Raw genomic sequence first — 18073 nt, forward strand, 5'->3', positions numbered from 1 at the left:
GCGGCCAACAGACGCCGAACGCCAAGCCCGGATCCGCCAGCCCCCTGCCCGGACCCAGACAGGGCTGAACCCGAGGGGCTGCGGTCCGTCCTGCGACGACAGCCCCTCGGGTTCAGTTGGTGCGGGTCACCCGCGCGTTCCTAAGGGAGGAAGTATCCCGCGAGGTCGGCGATGAGGTGTGAGGACCCGGAGGAACGGTTGAACAACGTCACCTTTCCGTCTGAACCGACGGGGACCGAGACCAGGTTCGGCACAGTCTGTCGGGCGGTGAAGTTCAGGTTGGACGCGTCCGGACGGGCGGAGCCCGAGGGGTAGGCGGTGACGTAGCCGATGGACTGGGGCGAGACGACCGTCAGGTTGAAAACAGCCGCCAGGACACTGGAGGGGATGCCGTTGGCCCCGGCAATCTGGAAGGACACCGCGGAGTCCGGCCGCACAGCCGTTGTGTTTCGGGTGTCGAGGATCCTGGATGGACCGGTGGCCTTGAACGCACCGGTGGCCGACGGCGTGCCGCCGAGGTAGTAGCCGGCAACGTCTGCGATCAGGTGTGAACGTCCGAAGGAACGATTGAACAGTGTGACTTTCCCGTCTGGGCCGATGGGGACCGTGACCAGGTTCGGCACTGTCTGTCCGGCGTTGAAGTTGAGGTTGGACGCGTCCGGACGCGCCGAGCCCGACGCATAGGCGGTAATGTACCCGATCCTAGTTGGCTCGGTCACTGTGAGGTTGAAGACCACAGCAGCGGCAGATGCCGGGACGCCGTTGGTCCCCGCAACCTGCAGGGACACCGTGGAATCTCCTGCAAGTGCCGTGGTGGACCGGGTGTCCAGCAGCCGCTTGGGCGCCAGGCTTTGGAAGGCACCCGGCGTCGCTGGGGCCCCCGTGACGTAATAGCCGGTGACATCGGCGATGAGGTGGGTTGTGCCAGAGGATCTGTTGAACAGCGCAACTTTCCCGTCCGCACCCACCTTGACTGTTACCAGGTTAGGCACGTTTTGGTTGGCGCGGAAGTTCACATTGGAAGCATTCGGCCGGACTGTCCCGGAGGGGTAGGCGGTGATGTAGCCAATGGATTTTCCTTCGGTGACGGTCAGGTTGAAGACGACCGCGGCGACTTTTGCCGGGATCCCGTTGGCCCCCGCAACCTGGAAGGAGACGGACTTGTCGGCACCCACCGGCGACGTTTTCCGGGTGTCGAGGAACCGCTGTGGGGCAATCGGGGTAAACGTCCCGGGAAGCTGGCCGGCCGCCTTTTTGGCCTTGATGACCACGTCGTCAATGAAGCTGTCGCCGGCCTGCCGCCGGTGTTCGGCGCCGAGTTGCATCTTGGTGACCGCGGTAAAGGCCGTGGCGACCTGCTTGCTGGAATACACGAGCTTGCCGTCGAAGATCACCTCGACCGTGGAGGAGGCCCCATTTGCGATGACGTGTGTGACGAGATGGTGCCAGGTGCCGAGCGGAACGTTCACCTTCATCGCGGTGTAGCGGAGGGTTCCGTCGGGTGCCGCGACGCGCAGCCACAGCGGGCCGACGCCGCCGTTGGAACGGTAGACGTCAACGAACCGGGTGTTCCCGTTGAAGAACCGGAAGTACGGGACGTTGTTGCCGGCGACGCCCTCCTTGGTGATGTTGAACCAGCCGTCGGCGTAGACCTCATTGTTCCCGGCAGGAACTGGTGCGGAAAAATTCGCCACGGAACCGGCATCCGTGGTGACGTGGACCTTGGCTGAGCAGCGGCCCGAGTGTTGCTGGGCCGAGGAGACGTCGGCGGTGCCGGTTCCGGAAGTGAAAGCGGTGGCGAAGCCGGCGGTGGTGAGGCTTCCGGACTCGAAGTTCGTGGCAATCACCGTTGTGCCAGGGTATTGGTTGGTCGGTTGGGGTGTTCCCGGCTGACAGGTCGGGGCGGCGGACGCCGGACTGGCTCCCACCGCCAAACCGGTCAACACTAGTAGGTTGAGCGCTGCAATCACGCCCGCTTTGTACAGTCGAATCATTGATCTGCCCCCCTGGCGTGGCTCCCAGTTTGTACGAGACCCCAGATACTCCGGGATTCGAGGCGCCAAGGAAGTGCTGTGAGTAGCCGACGCACGAGACCGCTCATACTCCGACGGTGCCTGCCCCCAAGGTATCCCCCAGCAACTTGAATTAACCTTGGGTCCGGGTGATCCGCGGGCTGCCGGCATCACGTCGGAAGCAGCCCCAGGAGCACGGGCACGACGCCGAGGCAGACGAACGCCGGCAGGGAGCACAGGCCCAGCGGCACGACGAGCTTCACGCCGAGCGCCGCCGCGCGCTGCTCGGCGGTCCTGTTGCGTTCGCGGCGAAGCCGGGCCGCCTGGGCATAGAGGAGCGCTGAGGAGGGGGCGCCGGTGAGCGCGGCGAAGGAAAGGGCGTCGCGCAGGGCCTGAAGTTGGGACGCCTGGGCACCGGAACTGCGCCATGCCGTGCCCCAGTCCGCACCGATTGCGAGGGCTGACACAACCGGCCGAAGCTGCCGCCCGAGTTCCGGTGGCATGAGGGCGGCCAGGAGTTCGAGGGCCCGGCCAAGTCCGGCTCCCGCATCCAGCATGGCGCCGATCAGTTCCAGCATCATGGCGGTGTCCCGCAGACCCTGGAAGCCGTGACGTCCCCGGCCTGCGTCCTGGGCCGTCGGGCGTCGCGCGGCCCCGTCAGCCGGTGCCCGAAGCTGGCGCCGGAGCCGCCGGCGGACACGGCCCGGCCGGGCGAGGACCACGGCGGCTGCCCCGGCAAGGCTCGCTGCGATCACGAATCCGGCAAGTTCGGGCCTCACGGCGGCCGCTGCGTCACGTTGGGGCTTCCGCCGCGGTGCGGACGAGCCTTGCGGACCACAGCCGGCCGACGACGGTGAGCGCCACGCCCGCGGCCAACGCCGTGAGGCCCCAGGGATTTCCCAGCAGTGTCGCGACCGGGTCAACGCCGAGCAGCAGGCCGAGGCCCAGGCCCGACAGCGGCAGCCAGGTCAGTAGGCGGACGGTTGCGCGGGGCCCCGCCAAGGCGGTCTGCCGGGCAGCCTCGGCGTCGTCCTCCGACTCAAGGTGGGCGGCAAAGCGCGCCAGGACATCGGCCAGGGGGCAACCGCTGGCCTCAGCGGTGTCAAAGCATGCGGCGAGCTCGCCCCACACGCGCACGTCGCGGCGGGCCCGGATGCCGACGGCACCCTTGGTGGCCGGGACGACGGCGCCCTCACCGGCAGAAACCGCGGAGACCTCGCGGCGGATGGCCGCGGCCACGGAGGACCCGCGCAGGGCGGCGCCACGCGCGGCTGCAAGGATCCTCCGGGACTCCGGGCCGAGGACGGTTCCGGCGCCGTCCCCTGTCCGGTCGTGGGGGCGGTCGCGGGGACGGTCGCGGCCGGCGCCGTGAACCGCGACCTGCGCCACCGGCCAGCCCCTTGCGGCGTCCCCGCCGTACAGGGCCCACAGTTCATCCCACAGTCGGGCGGGGATGCGCCCTCCCCTCAGCAGCGCGGCCAATTGTTGGACCAGGACTGTCATGGGGACGGGCCCGGCATCGGCGGATCCTCCACCGAGCCGACGGGCCACGCCCCTGACTGCTCGTCCTTGCCGGGATCCCGGCGGCCCGTGAGCCGCCGGACCTCGCGTGCCCGAGGCCTGCAATGCCCTGCGGGTACGAGGGCCGGCCGCGCGCGGCGAGGGAAATGCCAGCCACACGGCCAGGACCAAGACGACGATGAGGAAACCGGTCATCGCTGCGCCCATGGCTGTACGGATTCGTGCCCGGAACCCGGAGGTCGTCCTGGCGGCGCCGCCGGCAGATCGGAGGGGCCCGCTCCGGCCAACCCGGGATCCATGCCGAGACGGTGCGCCAGCAGCGGCCAGGCCCCGCAGAAGCGGAGCTCGCCCCGTTGGATCTCCAGTGCGGCAGCGACAGCCAGGCCCGAGTCTTGGACCTCCATGATTCCAACGCTGGCGACCTGGCGCCCCGATTCGGTCCGCTCGACGTGCACGACGGCGTCGATCGCGCTGGCGGCCTGCAGCCGCACCGCGTCCTGGCCCAGGCCGGCGAGCGCGCCAAGGGCCGCCAGCCGGGCCGGCACAGCCGCCGCCTCATTCGCGTGGATGGTCCCGCCTCCTCCGGTGTGTCCGGTGTTCATCGCCGAGAGCAGCTCGCGGACCTCAGCGCCGCGGCATTCGCCCACCACCAGCCGGTCCGGCCGCATCCTGAGGGCCTGGCGGACCAGTTCGCCCAAGTCCACGGCGCCACCACCTTCCAGGTTTCCGTGCCGGGATTCCAGCGAGACGACGTGCGGGTGGACGGGATTTAGTTCTGCGGCGTCCTCGAGCAGGACGAGCCGCTCCCCGGGGTGACACAATCCCAGCAGCGTCGCCAGTAGCGTGGTCTTCCCCGAACCGGTGGCCCCGCTGATGAGGAAGCTCAGCCTGGACGCCACCATGCGTTCGAGCACGGACTGGACCAGACTCCCGAGCGTCCCGGTCCCGAACATGCCGGCGCGCTGCAGCTCCGGCATGGAGAAAACCGTGGCCCGCCGGATCCGCACGCTCAGGAGTGTCCCGGCCGTAGAAATCGGCGGCAGCACCGCGTGCACCCGGTAGCCGCCGTCGAGCCGGACATCGACGCAGGGCGAACCGTCATCCAGGCGGCGGCCGCCGGCTGCCACCAGCCTCGCGGCGAGGGCCCTGACCTGCAGTTCCCCGGAAAAGACGACCGGCGCCTTCTCAAGACCGCGGCCGCGGTCCAGCCAGACCGAGTCCGGCCCGTTGACGAAGATGTCCGTCACGGCGGGATCCCGGGTGAGCGGCTGCAGGGGACCCAGTCCATTCAGTTCCGCGCTGATGCTCTCCGCGGCGGCCAGGGCGCCGGCCGTTCCAAGCAGCCGCCCGCTCGCCTGGACCGCCGCCGCGACCCTTGACGCGGTCACCGGGGAGGCATCGGCCATGACGGACTCGCGTACGGACTCCAGCAGCGTCTCGTCGAGAAATCCCTGCGAGCGGCGGCGGCCCGGTGCCCGGCGGGCCGGACGTTCCGGTTCTGCCGGTCCTGCGGCCGAATGGGCACTCATGCCCCATCTCCCCCATTTAGCCCAAGGAGTCCGGCCGCGAACCGGCGGACGGCGCGGTGCCGGCCGGTTTCGAGTAGGCGGCCGAGTTCCGTTGCCCCGGTCAGATCCTTGATGTCCGGCATGATGCCCTGAAGGACAAGCCCCACGGAGCCGGCGATCAGCGGCGCATCCAAGGCGGCGCCGCGACTGACCCGGACCACGAGCGCGGTGTCCACGGGTGGAAGCTCCTGCAGCAGCCAGGCCGTGGCGACGGCGGCCCGCAGCCGGGCGGGCGCCACGACGATAATCCGGTCGCATTCGCCGGCGAAGGCCCGCAAGGCTTCCCGTTCCCGGCCGATATCCAGCACCACCAATTCGTAGCCGCGGCGGGCGGCGTCGAGAACCGCGGCCACGGTGGCCGCGTCCACGCCGGCGGCCCGGTCCCGGGTTCCCGGCCACGACAGGAAGGAGAATCCACCGGCGACGGGCAGCGACTCCTCCAGCTGGGCGGGGTCGATACTGCCGCTCACCCCGGCAAGATCCGGCCAGCGCAGCCCGTGGGCGTCCTCGGCCGCCAGCGCCAGTTCCAGGCCCCCGCCCAGGAGGTCTCCGTCGATCAGCAGCACCCGGACCCCGGCCCCGGCGGCGGCCTGCGCGATCCAGATCGAAGCTGTCGTGGCCCCGGCCCCGCCGCAGCCGCCGGTGAGACCCAGCACGAGCCCGCCGGCTTCCGGCGCACGGGACCGGCTCAGGTATTCCGCCAGCCAGGCCGCCGCGTCCGGCAGCACCGCGACACGTTCGGCCCCGACGGCGGCGGCCAGATGCCACAACCCTTCTCCATCACCTTCGAGGCCGAGCAGCACCGCAGGAGCCCTCCGCCGGGGCGGCAACCCGCGGATGTCGCTGCCCACCAGCACGGCGGCCGCGGCGTCCCAAAAAGGCGCAGCCTCGGCAACGTCCTGCACCGTCCGCAGCTGGCCTCCGGCCGCTGCCACGATGCGTTCCACCTCGCTGCGCAGCGCATCGACCCCAGTAACGAGCAGGGTTTCCGCGGAATCCCCGGGGGTCCAGGGCTCATGCGCCCGCGGTGGCGGCGAGCCTGGACCACGGTGCTGGTGCCTGTTCATGCTGCCACTGTGCCCGGGCCGGAAGCGCGGCGGAACCGCCGTCGTGGGCTATGTGGACAAGTCTGGCGGCTTTCCTGCACCGCCGCAGGGGAATGGGCACGGACCACGTCCCGGAGCAGGGCAGAATTGACCCTATGTACCTGCTGCTCGCCGCCCACGCCGATGGCGCGGCATTGCAGCAAATCACGGCCGATGGCGTCCCCGAACCCGCCAATCCGGAACCCCGGGTTGTCAGGGCCGTCGACCTCGCCGGAGTTGTGCGCGGGCTTGAGTCGCGGCACCCGCGCTGGATCTGGCACCGTACGCAGGACTGGTATCCCGCCCTGCTGCGCGCCGGGGTGGAGCTCGAGCGCTGCTACGACCTCACCTTGTGCGGTTCGATCCTGGCCCACTCGGAGTTCACCGCCCACACCGGCTACGCCCAGGCGGCGGAGAAGCTGACCCAGGACGACGAGCTACACCAGCCGCCCCGGGGGCTGCAGCCTCCTGCCCCGCCGCCGGAACAGGGGGCCCTGTTCGATGCCCCGGCCCCCGGTCAGCGTCCCGGCCAAACCCTTGAGGCTCTCCGCACCGAGTACGCCGCGCAGCAGGAGGCACTTCGCCAGGCGGGAACGGCGCCCGGCACGGGGCCCGGCACGGACGTCGTTCCTGACGCCGGCCGGCGGCAACGGCTCCAGCTGCTGCTCGCGGCGGAATCCGCCGGGGCCATGATCGCCGCCGAAATGCAGCACACCGGCGTCCCGTGGCGGGAGGAACTCCACGAGCAGATCCTCGCGGAGCACCTGGGACCCCGCCCGGCTCCCGGCCAGCGTCCGGCCAAACTCGAATCGCTCACGTCCGAACTGAGGCTGCTGCTGAAGTCGCCGGTGCTGAACCCGGACTCCCCGCAGGAGCTCATGCGCGCCCTGCACCGCAACGGCATCGAAGTGAAAACCACCCGCCAATGGGAGCTGAAAGAATCCAGCCACCCCGCGATCGTGCCGCTGCTGGCCTACAAGAAGCTGGCCCGTCTGCACGCGGCGAACGGCTGGGCATGGCTTGATACCTGGGTGAAGGACGGCAGGTTCCAGCCTGAGTACGTGGTGGGCGGCGTGGTCTCGGGCCGGTGGGCGTCGCGGGGCGGCGGGGCGCTCCAAATCCCGCGCCAGGTCCGCGAGGCGGTCCACGCCGATCCCGGCCACAAACTGATCGTTGCCGACGCCTCGCAGCTCGAACCCCGCGTGCTCGTGGCACTGGCCCAGGATTCCAAAATGGCCGAGGCTGCGCGGGACAAGGACCTCTATGCCGGCATTGCCGCCCAAGGATTCGGCGGCGACCGGGCCAAGGCGAAGGTGGCCCTCCTCGGGGCAATCTACGGGGCGACCACGGGCGAGTCCGGCCGGCTGATGCCCCAGCTGGCCCGCACCTACCCCCGCGCCGTGGGCTTCGTCGAGCAGGCCGCCCGCGACGGCGAAGCCGGCAGGACCGTCACCTCACGCCTGGGCCGGAGCAGCCCGCCGCCGTCGGAGCGCTGGCTGCAAAGCCAGCACTCCACCACGGCGGAAGAACAGCGCCGGGGAGACTCGATCGCCCGCTCGCGCGGCCGCTTCACCCGGAACTTCGTGGTCCAGGGCTCGGCCGCTGACTGGGCGGCGTGCTGGCTCGCGGAACTGCGACGCCGGCTTCGCGCCGCACGGGCGGAAGGCGCCGCCGCTGGCGAACTGGTGTTCTTCCTCCACGACGAGGTGATGGTGCACTGCCCTGAAAGCGCGGTCGGCGACTGCATCAAGGCGATTGAGGAATCCGCGGCTGCCGCCAAGGAGCTGTTGTTCGGCCGGATTCCGGTCGAATTTCCAGTCAGTGTTGCCGTCGTGGACTCGTACGACAACGCCAAATGAGTGACCCAAGTCACCGCCTGTAACGTACCCGTCGGTAGCGTTGTGTGCGCTCCGTCACCGGGCTACCCTCGGAAAGGCCGGCGAAATTCCCGTACGATCCGCCGGCTATTGCAACGACGCAAGGAAATTGGGGAGGCAGAGGTTTGGCTGGCATTTTTGAGATCGCGCAGGCTGGCGACAAGGCATATTTCTTCAGGCTGACGGCGGCGGATGGCACAGTAGTGGCCGTGTCCCCGCTCTTCAGCTCCATCAAAAGCGCCGCGGCGGGCATCAACGCCGTGCGCGAGAACGCCGCGACCGGCCTGGTTGTGGATCGTTCAGGCGCTCACCGGCGAGTCGCCACCAGCAGGTCGGGAGTACGGGCGCTGGCTCCCCGGGCAGGCAGCCCGGTGGCTGCCGGCTAGCAGACTGGCCGGCTAGCGGACCGGCCGGCTGGCCGGCGCCCTGCGGGCTTTACACATCGATCCCGTACAGCCGTGCGCGGTCCCACGGCACGGCCCAGCCCAACTGTTCAAAGAGTTGGTTCAGGATCATCCCGGTAAACCCCCACACCACGACGCCGTTGACGGTGAAGGCCGGGCTCTGGAAGGTCTGGCCAGCCCGGCTGACCGTGGCCATCACCCGGTTGTCCGGGTCCAGCAGGTCCCGGACCGGGACACGGAAAACCTGCGCGGATTCACCGTAGTCCACCACCCGGACCGGCGACTGGGCAGCCCACCAGGCAAGGACCGGGGTCACCAGGAAATTGCCCCGGGGCAGGGCCAGTTCAGGCATCACGCCGAGGACGTCCACGCCCGCAGGGTTCAGGCCGGTCTCCTCTTCCGCCTCACGGAGGGCCGCGTCCACCACGGACTCACCCGGATCGATGCCGCCGCCGGGAAACGCCACCTGCCCGGGATGGTCGTCCAGAGTCTGGGCCCGCTGCAGCAGCAGCACGTCCAAATCGGCCGGAGCGAGCAACTTCTCGGACACCGCGGGGACGTTGTCCAGCGCACCAAAGAGCATCAGCACCGCGGCCCTGCGGACCCGCTCACCGGGTTCGACGGCGAGTTCCCGCCAGCGCGGGTCCGGGGCCGGCGCCGTGCCCGCTTCCACCGCGGCGACGAGATCGACGAGGTCCTGGCGCGCGGTCACGGCTGTTTCCTTTGCGATTCCATCCGGATTTCCGCGGCGCGGTGCGTCTCGGCCAGCAGCCGGGCCAGCAGTTCCTCCTGCCCCGGGGCGAGTTCGTACTTCAGCAGCTTTCTGGCCCTCTCCGGGTCGGTCTCGCCAACACCGTAGCTGGGGCACCAGTTAGCCACGGCGCAGGCGCCGCAGGCCGGCTTGCGGGCGTGGCAGACTCGCCGGCCGTGGAAGACGACGCGGTGCGAGAGCATGGTCCAGTCCTTGGGCTCGAACAGCGCGGCGACGTCGGACTCGATCCGGACCGGATCATCGGACTCCGTCCAGCCAAAGCGCCGGGCCAAGCGACCGAAGTGGGTGTCCACCGTGATGCCCGGAATGCCGAAGGCATTGCCCAGCACAACGTTTGCGGTTTTCCGCCCGACGCCGGGCAGCGTCACCAAGTCCGCGAGCCGGCCCGGCACCTCGCCGTCGTACTCGTCCACCAGCCGGGTGCACAGCGCCAGGAGATTTCTGGCCTTGGCGCGAAAGAAGCCGGTGGGCTTGATGATGGCCTCCAGCTCGGCCGGATCCGCCTCTGCCATCCGCCGCGCATCCGGGTAGCGCGCGAACAGCAGGGGCGTGATCTGGTTGACCAGCACGTCTGTGGTCTGTGCGGACAGCACGGTGGCTATCACGAGCTCGAACGGTGTGCGGAAGTCCAGCTCCGCGTGGGCGTAGGGGTACTGTTCCGCGAGTTCCCGGTTGATCCGACGCGCGCGGCGCTTGAGCGCCAGCACCGACTCTTCTGACGCCCGCGGCGCACCCGGCTTGGCGCTCCCCGGGTTCGGGGTCCCGGGGACCGGGCTGCCGGATTCCGTGGCGCCGGATTCCGTTGTCACGGGGTGGACTAACCGCGTTCGATGTTGCTGAGGTCCCGCAAAACGCCGAGCCGGCCGTCAGTGTGCTGGACCAGGAACTCGTTGCCGCGGTCCTCCAGGGCAAGGACCCAGCCGCCGGGTTCAATGACGAACGCCGGGGCACCGGTGCGCTCATCGACGGCGGTGCGGGGCTGTGCGACGGCGAACCAGAAAGCCTCGTGCACGGGGTGGACATCGTCCTCCGCGGGCCGGCTGGCGGGATCAACGGTCGCGCCGATGGGCTCCTGCGGCCGGACCTGTTCCTGCGGCCGGACCTGGGGGTTGACCGTGGTGGGGGCACTGCCGCCGGCAGCTGCCGGAACGGCAGCGGCCTGGGTCTGTTCCGCGGCGGGAGCAGGCTGCGCACCAGCGCCCGCGGCACCGGCAGCGGCAGCGGCGCCCGCGGCAGCTCCGGCGGCAGGGACGCCGGCGGTCCGGGTCTTGTCCGCGGCGGACGGAGCGGGCTCCGCAGTCTGGGCCGGCGTCGACGGCGTCGATGAGGCCGTCGGTGCCGGGGCAGCCGCTGGCACGACGCCCGAGACCTGGGTCTCCGGTGCGCCGGGAGCCGCAGCGCTGGGCGCCGCAGCGGACGCCGCGCCCGCCGCAGCTGCCCCGGCGGAGGGCCCGGCAGGTGTGGTTTCCGCCGGCATGGCCGCCTGGCTGCCGGTGGCCGGACGCTTGGCCCAGCCCGCAGCCGCGCCGGACGCGGCCTGCCCCGACGCAACCGCGCCGGACGCCGCCGCGCCGGATGCGGCCGCCGAAGAGGCGCCCGCCCCGGCTGCGCCTGTACCCGCAGTGTCCTTGGTCAGCTTGGATTGTTTCGGTTGCTTCGGCGCCTTAGGCGCTCGGGGCTTCCGCACCGGGACAGCAGCTTCGCGGGCAACCACGTGGGCAGGCGCATCCTCCCGGCCCAGGAAGTCGCCGGCAAAGAACGGAATCCAGCGGGCCAGCACCGTGGCGGCGAAGAGCCCCAAGGCGCCCAGGAGCGCGATCAGCATGCTCGGCACGAACGCGCCGGCGGCCGCGAGGAAAAAGAAGGCCAGCGTGAAGGACGCAACAACGGACGCGAACTGGTCGATCGACAGGGATCCGATCCGGATCTTGGTCGACGGGCTGAGGCGGCGGGCCACAAACAACGCGGTGACAATAAGCGGCAGCACGATGCCCAGGCCCAGGAAGAACAGGCTGCCCAGGTTCCACAGGTTGTAGGCGAAGGCAAACATCGGAATCAGCGAGGCGATGAAAAGAAGGAGCGTCGAGCCGAAAACGGTGAGGTCACGGATGGTGAACGGACCGAGGACTGCTTCGTTCTTCTTCGCGGTCTTCTTGTCCACCGTGAAGCGTGGCGCATCCCCGAACCCGGCGGGCCCCGGCTGCGCCGTTCCACCTTGGTTCAGGGCGGGCGCCCGGAGTTGCCCGTTGTCTTGCTCGTTCATTCCGTATCTCCTTAGCATGGCGGCGCCCTGGACAGCGCCGTCTAACGGCAGGCAAGGACAGAACCGCCAGCGGTCCTGTCGCCTCCATCGGATGTCACAACTTCATCTCAGCCTAGCCAAGTGAATGGCCGATCACTAGCTGACAAGCCGAGGGCGGACGCAGCAGAATTCCCCGGATTTCCGAATCGCGGACGCTTGCCCCGGCCCGCCGCCCGGCGCCGGCGACAGACCACTCGGCGCTTAACAAACACCGCTCACGGTGCTGTTTGTGACGGGGCGCACGTTTGGTCGGACCCACGTATTAGTGTTGATTCCAGACAGCGCTAGCGGCACTGCCGCGGTCTGCCGCCGCCCAACGTCGCGCATGCGGCACGGCGCGGAGGCACCACGAACGTCCGCGCAGCACGGATCGATGAATGATGAGGTTCACCATGTCCCAGCAGACTCCCGTATCCACCGCAATGCAGGCGCCCCAGGGCGATGCCTTCGAAAACCTGTCCCAGGAAAACCGCCGGTTTGCGCCGTCGGCCGAGTTCGCCGCGAACGCAGTGGCCACCGCCGCCGAGTACGCCGAGGCCGACGCCGACCGTCCTGCATTCTGGGCGAAGCAGGCCCGCGAGCTGCTCAGCTGGTCCAAGGACTTCACCCAGGCGCTGGACTGGTCCGACCCGCCGTTCGCGAAGTGGTTCGTCGGCGGCGAGGTCAACGCCGCCTACAACGCCCTGGATCGGCACGTCGAGGCCGGCAACGGGGACCGGGTGGCCATCTACTTCGAGGGCGAGCCCGGCGACACCCGCACGTACACGTACGCGCAGCTGACCGAGGAAGTGAAGAAGGCCGCGAACGCGTTCGAGTCCCTCGGCGTGGCCAAGGGCGACCGCGTGGCCGTGTACCTGCCCATGATTCCCGAGGCCGTCATCACACTGCTGGCCTGCGCCCGGATCGGCGCGATCCATTCCGTGGTCTTCGGCGGCTTCTCCGCCGAAGCCCTGCGCTCCCGGATCGACGACGCGGAGGCCAAGCTCGTGGTCACGGCCGACGGCACCTTCCGCCGCGGCAAGCCCAGCGCGCTGAAGCCGGCCGTCGACGACGCGTTGTCCCACGAGGGAGACGGCAGCGGGCACACCGTGCAGAACGTCGTGGTGGTCAAGCGCAACGGCCAGGACGTGGACTGGCACGAGGGCCGGGACCACTGGTGGGCGGACACCGTGGGGACCGCGTCGGCCGAGCACACCGCCGTCGGGCACGACTCCGAACACCCGCTGTTCATCCTCTACACCTCCGGCACGACGGGCAAGCCCAAGGGCATCCTGCACACCACCGGCGGCTACCTCACCCAGGGCGCCTACACGCACAAGGCGGTCTTTGACCTCCACCCGGAAACCGACGTCTACTGGTGCACCGCCGACGTCGGCTGGATCACCGGGCACTCCTACGTCGCCTACGCCCCGCTCATCAACGGCGCCACCCAGGTCTTGTACGAGGGCACCCCGGATTCCCCGCACCAGGGCCGCTGGTGGGAGATCGTGGAGAAGTACAAGGTCTCCATCCTCTACACCGCCCCCACCGCCATCCGCACCTTCATGAAGTGGGGCAACGACATCCCGGCCAAGTCCGACCTCTCCTCGATCCGGGTCCTCGGTTCCGTCGGCGAACCCATCAACCCCGAAGCCTGGATGTGGTACCGCGAGGTCATCGGCGGCAACGCCGGCAAGAACGGCGAGCGGAAGCAAAACCCCGCGCCGATCGTGGACACCTGGTGGCAGACCGAGACCGGGGCGCAGATGATCGCCCCGCTGCCCGGCGTCACGGCCACCAAACCCGGTTCGGCCCAGGTCCCGCTGCCGGGCATCGCCGTCGACGTCGTGGACGAACTCGGCGAATCCGTCCCCAACGGGCACGGCGGCTTCCTGGTGATCCGCGAACCGTGGCCGGCCATGCTGCGCGGGATCTGGGGCGACCCGGAACGGTTCAAGGAAACCTACTGGTCCCGCTTCGAGACCATGTACTTCGCCGGCGACGGCGCCAAGAAAGACGAGGACGGCGATATCTGGCTGCTGGGCCGGGTCGATGACGTGATGAACATTTCCGGCCACCGCCTCTCCACCGCCGAAATCGAGTCCGCACTCGTATCCCACCCCGCGGTGGCGGAAGCCGCCGTCGTGGGCGCCGCGGACGAGACCACCGGCCAGGCCATCGTCGCCTTCGTGATCCTGCGCGGCGATGCCGTGGACACCGGCGACGCCGTCGTCCAGGAACTCCGCAACCACGTCGGCAAGGAGATCGGCCCGATCGCCAAACCCAAGACCATCCTCGTGGTCCCGGAACTGCCCAAGACCCGGTCCGGCAAGATCATGCGCCGCCTGCTCAAAGACGTCGCCGAAGGCCGCGAAGTTGGCGACGCGACGACTCTGGCGGACAACACGGTCATGGCCCAGATTGCGCAGTCACTGAAGAAATAGCCGGCAGAAATAGCCGCCGCGCCGGGGGGGGTGAACACCGGCGCATGGACGACGGCGGCGCTGCCCACCCCGGTGGGCGTCGCCGCCGTCGTCGTCAATCCTGTCTGTATACGCGGCCGCGGCGGAAAGTTCCGCAGTAGCGAACCGATTGGCAGTAACGAACAGCGCGTGCCGGCCGCGGCGCGATAGATTTGCAGACATGACTGAAGCCACCCCCGCCAGCGCTGCCGGCCGCGGCACCATCCTGGTTCTCAACGGACCCAATCTGAATCTGCTCGGCACCCGCGAGCCCGAGAAATACGGGACTGCGACGCTGGCCGACGTCGAACAGCTCGCCAAAGATGCCGGCGCCGCGCACGGCCTGGACGTCCAGTGCTTCCAGTCCAACCACGAGGGCGCCCTCGTGGACGCCATCCACGCCGCACGCGGGAAGGCGGTGGGAATCGTGCTCAACGCCGGCGCCTACACGCACACGTCCGTGGCCATCCGGGACGCCATTTCCGCTGTTGCCCTGCCGACGGTCGAGGTGCACATCACCAATGTTCACGCCCGCGAGCCCTTCCGGCACCATTCATACCTTTCGGACATCAGCAAGGCCGTGATCGCCGGCGCCGGGATCCTGGGCTACCGCTTCGCGGTGGAATACCTCGCCGGGCTGCCCGCGGCCGAGGACTGAGCATGTCCCCCGTGGAACCCGCGGCGGCGTCGGAAGCGTCCGGGGATCCTGCCGCAGATCCGTCCGGGAATCCGGGACCGGTTGCGCGGCCGGCCGGGGGCACGGCGTCGGACACTGCTTCGGACACGGCGCAGTGGTACCGGCACTTCGGCACCACCGACGCGCTTGCTTCCTCCCCGTGCTATGCCGCGTGGGCCGTGGGGATCGCCGGGGACGCCGAGCTGATCCGGCGGATCGATCAGTGGCCGCACAACAAGCGCCAGCCGCTGCTGATCCTCGCCGCGGCCCGCTTCCTGGGCGCGCAGGTCAGCCCCTACCGCGACTTCCGGAAATTCCTGGACAGCCACTGGGCAGCGGTCTCGGAAATCGTACTGTCCCGGTCCACGCAGACGAACGAGGCGGGACGTTGCGCCACCCTGCTGCCCTCACTCGCGCAGATTTCCGCAATGGAGGGCCGGCCGTTGGCCCTTATCGAGGTGGGCGCCTCGGCCGGGCTGGCCCTATTCCCTGACCGCTACGGCTATGAGTTTGTCGACGCTGGGGCCGGCGGACCGGATGAGCCGGGTTCGGGCCCGGCGGCGGACTCAAGGACGACGCGGCTGGTTCCGGCTGGCGCTCAGCCTGGAACTTTTCCGGTCCTGCGCTGCGTCACCTCGGGCCCGGTGCCGCTGCCGGCGGAAATTCCCCGGGTGGTTTGGCGTGCCGGGATCGATCTCAACCCCCTGGACGTGCGCAACCCGGACGACGTCGCCTGGCTCGAAGCCCTCGTCTGGCCGGAGCAGGAGTTCCGGCTTGAGCGGCTGCGCCAGGCGATCGCCATTGCCAGGGAACGGCCGCCGCTGCTGGTGGCCGGCGACCTCAACGAAAAACTTGTGGCCCTCGCCGACCGCGCCCCGGCCGACGCCGTCCTGGTGGTGTTCCACAGCGCCGTCATGGCGTACCTGGATGCCGGCGGCCGCGCCCGGTTCCGGCGCACCATGGCGGATCTTGCCGCGGAGCGAGGCTGCCACTGGCTCTCGAACGAAGGCCACATGGTGGTTGCGCAGGCGGACGGGTCCAGTGTGGTCCCGGAAATGGATGACGCCCGGCTCCGCGGCCGGTTCCTGCTGCTGCAGGACGGCCAGCCGGCGGCCATCACGGGCCCGCACGGGCAGAGCCTGGAGTGGCTCTAGCCTGAGTGCGGCTCCAGCCAGAGTGGCTGTCCGGCTACCGTGGCGGTCCGGCTACTTCTTGATGCACTGTCCGGACGAGACGGCGCTGCCCAGACCCGGCGCCTGCGCCGCCACGGGGCTCAGGTCATTCATGGTGATCGCAAATCCGAGCGAGGACTCGGTTGTGGCCTTGGCGAAGACCACCCCGGCCACCTGCCCGTCCATGGTCAGGAGCGGGCCCCCAGAGTTGCCCGGCTGCACGTCGCCCGCCAGCCGGTAGACGTCCTCGGGCGACGCATTTTTGCCATAGATGTCGGGGACCAGCACCGTGGCGATGTCCTGGACCGTGGCCGGTTTGGACTGGAAGGGCCCGCCGTGCGGATAGCCGGCGAAGGCCGCGGCGCTGCCGGACGGCAGGTCAGCGGCCAGCGCGAGCGGTTCCGAGCGCAGGCCGTCAACGGCCACGACGGCGAGGTCGTGCTGGGCGTCGAAGTACACCACGCGCCCAGGCAGTGCGCGGCCGCCGGGCGTCTCCACCACCGGTTCGTCGACCCCGGCGACCACATGGGCGTTGGTCACCACGCGCCCGGGGGCGACCACGAAGCCTGTTCCGGTCTGGTTTTGGCCGCACTGGTAGGCGGTTCCGGCGATCTTGAGCACCGACGCTGCGGCCTTGTTCAGCGCCGGCGTGTCCGTGCTGGTGTCCGGAACGGCAACGGGCTGGCTCTGGCCGAAGCCGTCCAGCAGGGTTGGGATGCCCTCGCCGATCACGGCGGAGCGCAGCTGGGCCATCGATGCCTTGACCGGCATCGGCGTCACGCCGTCGATGAACCTGATGACTTTGGATTCCGCGAGCTGCTGGGATACGAAGGGCACGCCCAGGGCCCCGATGCTGAACGCGAGCATCGACATCACGAGGGCCGACACCACCACGTTCACGCCTCCGCCCACGAGGCGGTCCGCCGCCCGCAGGGGGCTGAAGGGGACCACGCTGCGGATCCGCCGCCCGATCATGGTGCCAAGGCCGTTGCCCACGATCATCAGAAGGACCGCGGTGGCAACGATGGCGGTCAGGCGCCAGCCGCTGTCCTCCACGAGGCCGCTGACGATGGGAACGGAGACGAATGCGGCGACGGCGCCTGCCGCGAATCCCGCGATGCCTCCGAGCGTCACGAGGAAGCCGTTGCGAAGGCCGTGGATCAGGTAGGACAAGAGCGCCACAACCAACACCAGGTCCAAAATGGTCAAGCCAAACACCGGGGCTCCTCACAGACAGTTCAGCGACGATTGTACCGGTGTAAGCTGAACGTTTGCCGACCGGCCGCCAGCCTGCACAGGGATCTGCGCGGACTTCCCCAGCCGTGCGCTTTCGGCCCCTTCGGGCGTTTCCGTGCCAACTACGTCACAGAAGCTCCAAAATTCTGAAAGAATGGCTGAAGCGCCCCAGCCGACACAGCTAGTCAGGAGATTTCATGGATATCGAGGTATTGCGCCGCGCACCCCTTTTCGCCACGCTCGACGACGAGGCGTTCCGTCTGCTGACGGACGAACTTACCGAGGTGGACCTTTCACGCGGTGCCTCGGTATTCCGGGAAGGCGATCAGGGTGACCAGCTTTACTTCATTGTCTCCGGCAAGGTGAAGCTCGGCCGCACGTCGCCGGACGGCCGCGAATCGCTGCTGGCCATCCTCGGCCCGGGCGAACTTTTCGGCGAAATGGCGCTCTTCGACCCCAGCCCGCGCACGGCCACGGCAACTGCCGTTTCCGAGACGCGTCTCGCCGGCCTGAAGAACGAGAGCCTCAACGCGCTGCTGCGCACCCGCCCCGAGGTTTCGGCCCAGCTGCTGCAGGCCTTGGCACGCCGCCTGCGCCGCACGAACGACTCCCTCTCCGACCTCGTCTTCTCCGACGTGCCGGGCCGTGTGGCCAAGGCGCTGCTGGACCTGGCCGACCGCTTCGGCCGCCCGGCGACCGACGGTGTTCTGGTCGCCCACGAGCTGACGCAGGAAGAGCTCGCCCAACTGGTCGGCGCCTCCCGTGAGACGGTCAACAAGGCTCTGGCTGAGTTCGTGCAGCGCGGCTGGCTGCGCCTGGAAGCGCGGGCCGTCGTCATCCTTGACATGCAGCGCCTGCGCCAGCGTTCCCGCTAGGGATTCCCAGCAGCAACCACGAAGGCCGGCCCCGGAAACGGGACCGGCCTTCTGCCGTTAAGTGTCGCTGGTCCCGGCTGGTTGTCCGCGGGACATGTCCAGTGCTGAGGAGCCGGGCGGGGTATGTCCCGG

Annotated in this window: 15 protein-coding genes; 6 read left to right on the forward strand and 9 right to left on the reverse strand. The window is 69.4% G+C overall.

Annotation, left to right across the window (positions count from 1 at the left end):
• Positions 1 to 140: 140 nt before the first annotated feature.
• From ABH915_RS18835 to ssd, 5 genes are all read right to left on the reverse strand, one after another.
• Entirely contained in the window at positions 141 to 1847 is a 1707-nt protein-coding gene (locus tag ABH915_RS18835) for a hypothetical protein (RefSeq protein WP_370124225.1), read from the reverse strand.
• A 335-nt stretch (positions 1848 to 2182) separates the two neighbouring features.
• Positions 2183 to 2791, reverse strand: coding sequence for a type II secretion system F family protein (locus tag ABH915_RS18840; protein WP_370124228.1), 609 nt, complete (start codon positions 2789 to 2791; stop codon positions 2183 to 2185).
• 13 nt (positions 2792 to 2804) lie between these two features.
• Positions 2805 to 3563 (reverse strand): hypothetical protein, encoded by a 759-nt coding sequence (locus ABH915_RS18845; RefSeq protein WP_370124231.1) that lies wholly within the window; start codon positions 3561 to 3563, stop codon positions 2805 to 2807.
• 161 nt (positions 3564 to 3724) lie between these two features.
• Positions 3725 to 5062 (reverse strand): TadA family conjugal transfer-associated ATPase, encoded by a 1338-nt coding sequence (locus tag ABH915_RS18850; protein ID WP_370124233.1) that lies wholly within the window; start codon positions 5060 to 5062, stop codon positions 3725 to 3727.
• On the reverse strand, positions 5059 to 6168 hold the full coding sequence (gene ssd, locus ABH915_RS18855; RefSeq protein WP_370124236.1) for a septum site-determining protein Ssd: 1110 nt from the start codon (positions 6166 to 6168) through the stop codon (positions 5059 to 5061). Before ssd ends, ABH915_RS18850 begins: the two co-directional genes overlap by 4 nt.
• A 134-nt stretch (positions 6169 to 6302) precedes the next feature.
• On the opposite strand from ssd, the gene ABH915_RS18860 reads away from it, so the two are divergent.
• Positions 6303 to 8045: a bifunctional 3'-5' exonuclease/DNA polymerase gene (locus tag ABH915_RS18860; RefSeq protein ID WP_370124238.1), complete on the forward strand. Its 1743-nt coding sequence runs from the start codon at positions 6303 to 6305 to the stop codon at positions 8043 to 8045.
• A gap of 143 nt (positions 8046 to 8188) precedes the next feature.
• On the forward strand, positions 8189 to 8449 hold the full coding sequence (locus ABH915_RS18865; RefSeq protein ID WP_370124241.1) for a YegP family protein: 261 nt from the start codon (positions 8189 to 8191) through the stop codon (positions 8447 to 8449).
• 49 nt (positions 8450 to 8498) lie between these two features.
• On the opposite strand, the gene ABH915_RS18870 is transcribed toward ABH915_RS18865, so the two are convergent.
• From ABH915_RS18870 to ABH915_RS18880, 3 genes are all read right to left on the reverse strand, one after another.
• Complete coding sequence (locus ABH915_RS18870) at positions 8499 to 9179, reverse strand: CoA pyrophosphatase (RefSeq protein ID WP_018775014.1); 681 nt, start codon at positions 9177 to 9179, stop codon at positions 8499 to 8501.
• Positions 9176 to 9946, reverse strand: coding sequence for an endonuclease III (gene nth, locus ABH915_RS18875; protein ID WP_370125041.1), 771 nt, complete (start codon positions 9944 to 9946; stop codon positions 9176 to 9178). The genes ABH915_RS18870 and nth overlap by 4 nt, the downstream gene beginning before the upstream one ends.
• Before the next feature lie 110 nt (positions 9947 to 10056).
• Positions 10057 to 11502, reverse strand: coding sequence for a hypothetical protein (locus ABH915_RS18880; RefSeq protein ID WP_370124245.1), 1446 nt, complete (start codon positions 11500 to 11502; stop codon positions 10057 to 10059).
• A gap of 431 nt (positions 11503 to 11933) precedes the next feature.
• On the opposite strand from ABH915_RS18880, the gene acs reads away from it, so the two are divergent.
• The 3 genes from acs to ABH915_RS18895 all read left to right on the forward strand — a co-directional run bounded on the left by acs (position 11934) and on the right by ABH915_RS18895 (position 15812).
• Positions 11934 to 13964: an acetate--CoA ligase gene (acs, locus tag ABH915_RS18885; protein ID WP_370125042.1), complete on the forward strand. Its 2031-nt coding sequence runs from the start codon at positions 11934 to 11936 to the stop codon at positions 13962 to 13964.
• Between the two features lie 199 nt (positions 13965 to 14163).
• Positions 14164 to 14640 carry a type II 3-dehydroquinate dehydratase gene (gene aroQ / locus ABH915_RS18890; protein WP_370124247.1) on the forward strand — a complete coding sequence of 159 codons (477 nt, stop codon included), beginning with the start codon at positions 14164 to 14166 and terminating at the stop codon, positions 14638 to 14640.
• Positions 14641 to 14642: 2 nt separating this feature from the next.
• Positions 14643 to 15812 carry a DUF2332 domain-containing protein gene (locus ABH915_RS18895; protein WP_370124248.1) on the forward strand — a complete coding sequence of 390 codons (1170 nt, stop codon included), beginning with the start codon at positions 14643 to 14645 and terminating at the stop codon, positions 15810 to 15812.
• A 51-nt stretch (positions 15813 to 15863) separates the two neighbouring features.
• Here the strand turns inward: ABH915_RS18895 and ABH915_RS18900 are convergent, their stop codons facing one another.
• The gene (locus ABH915_RS18900) at positions 15864 to 17048 is read right to left on the reverse strand and encodes a MarP family serine protease (RefSeq protein WP_026539137.1); all 1185 of its coding nucleotides are present in this window, start codon (positions 17046 to 17048) and stop codon (positions 15864 to 15866) included.
• 215 nt (positions 17049 to 17263) lie between these two features.
• On the opposite strand from ABH915_RS18900, the gene ABH915_RS18905 reads away from it, so the two are divergent.
• Entirely contained in the window at positions 17264 to 17941 is a 678-nt protein-coding gene (locus tag ABH915_RS18905; protein ID WP_011693220.1) for a Crp/Fnr family transcriptional regulator, read from the forward strand.
• Positions 17942 to 18073 lie beyond the last annotated feature (132 nt).

This window comes from Arthrobacter sp. MW3 TE3886, from assembly GCF_041262145.1.
Classification (GTDB): Bacteria; Actinomycetota; Actinomycetes; order Actinomycetales; family Micrococcaceae; genus Arthrobacter.

Coding starts and splice junctions, on each gene's coding strand:
- aroQ (WP_370124247.1), top strand. CDS start 14,164: ATGACTGAAGCCACCCCCGCCAGCGCTGCCGGCCGCGGCACCATCCTG.
- ABH915_RS18880 (WP_370124245.1), bottom strand. CDS start 11,502: ATGAACGAGCAAGACAACGGGCAACTCCGGGCGCCCGCCCTGAACCAA.
- acs (WP_370125042.1), top strand. CDS start 11,934: ATGTCCCAGCAGACTCCCGTATCCACCGCAATGCAGGCGCCCCAGGGC.
- ABH915_RS18895 (WP_370124248.1), top strand. CDS start 14,643: ATGTCCCCCGTGGAACCCGCGGCGGCGTCGGAAGCGTCCGGGGATCCT.
- ssd (WP_370124236.1), bottom strand. CDS start 6,168: ATGAACAGGCACCAGCACCGTGGTCCAGGCTCGCCGCCACCGCGGGCG.
- ABH915_RS18860 (WP_370124238.1), top strand. CDS start 6,303: ATGTACCTGCTGCTCGCCGCCCACGCCGATGGCGCGGCATTGCAGCAA.
- ABH915_RS18850 (WP_370124233.1), bottom strand. CDS start 5,062: ATGAGTGCCCATTCGGCCGCAGGACCGGCAGAACCGGAACGTCCGGCC.
- ABH915_RS18905 (WP_011693220.1), top strand. CDS start 17,264: ATGGATATCGAGGTATTGCGCCGCGCACCCCTTTTCGCCACGCTCGAC.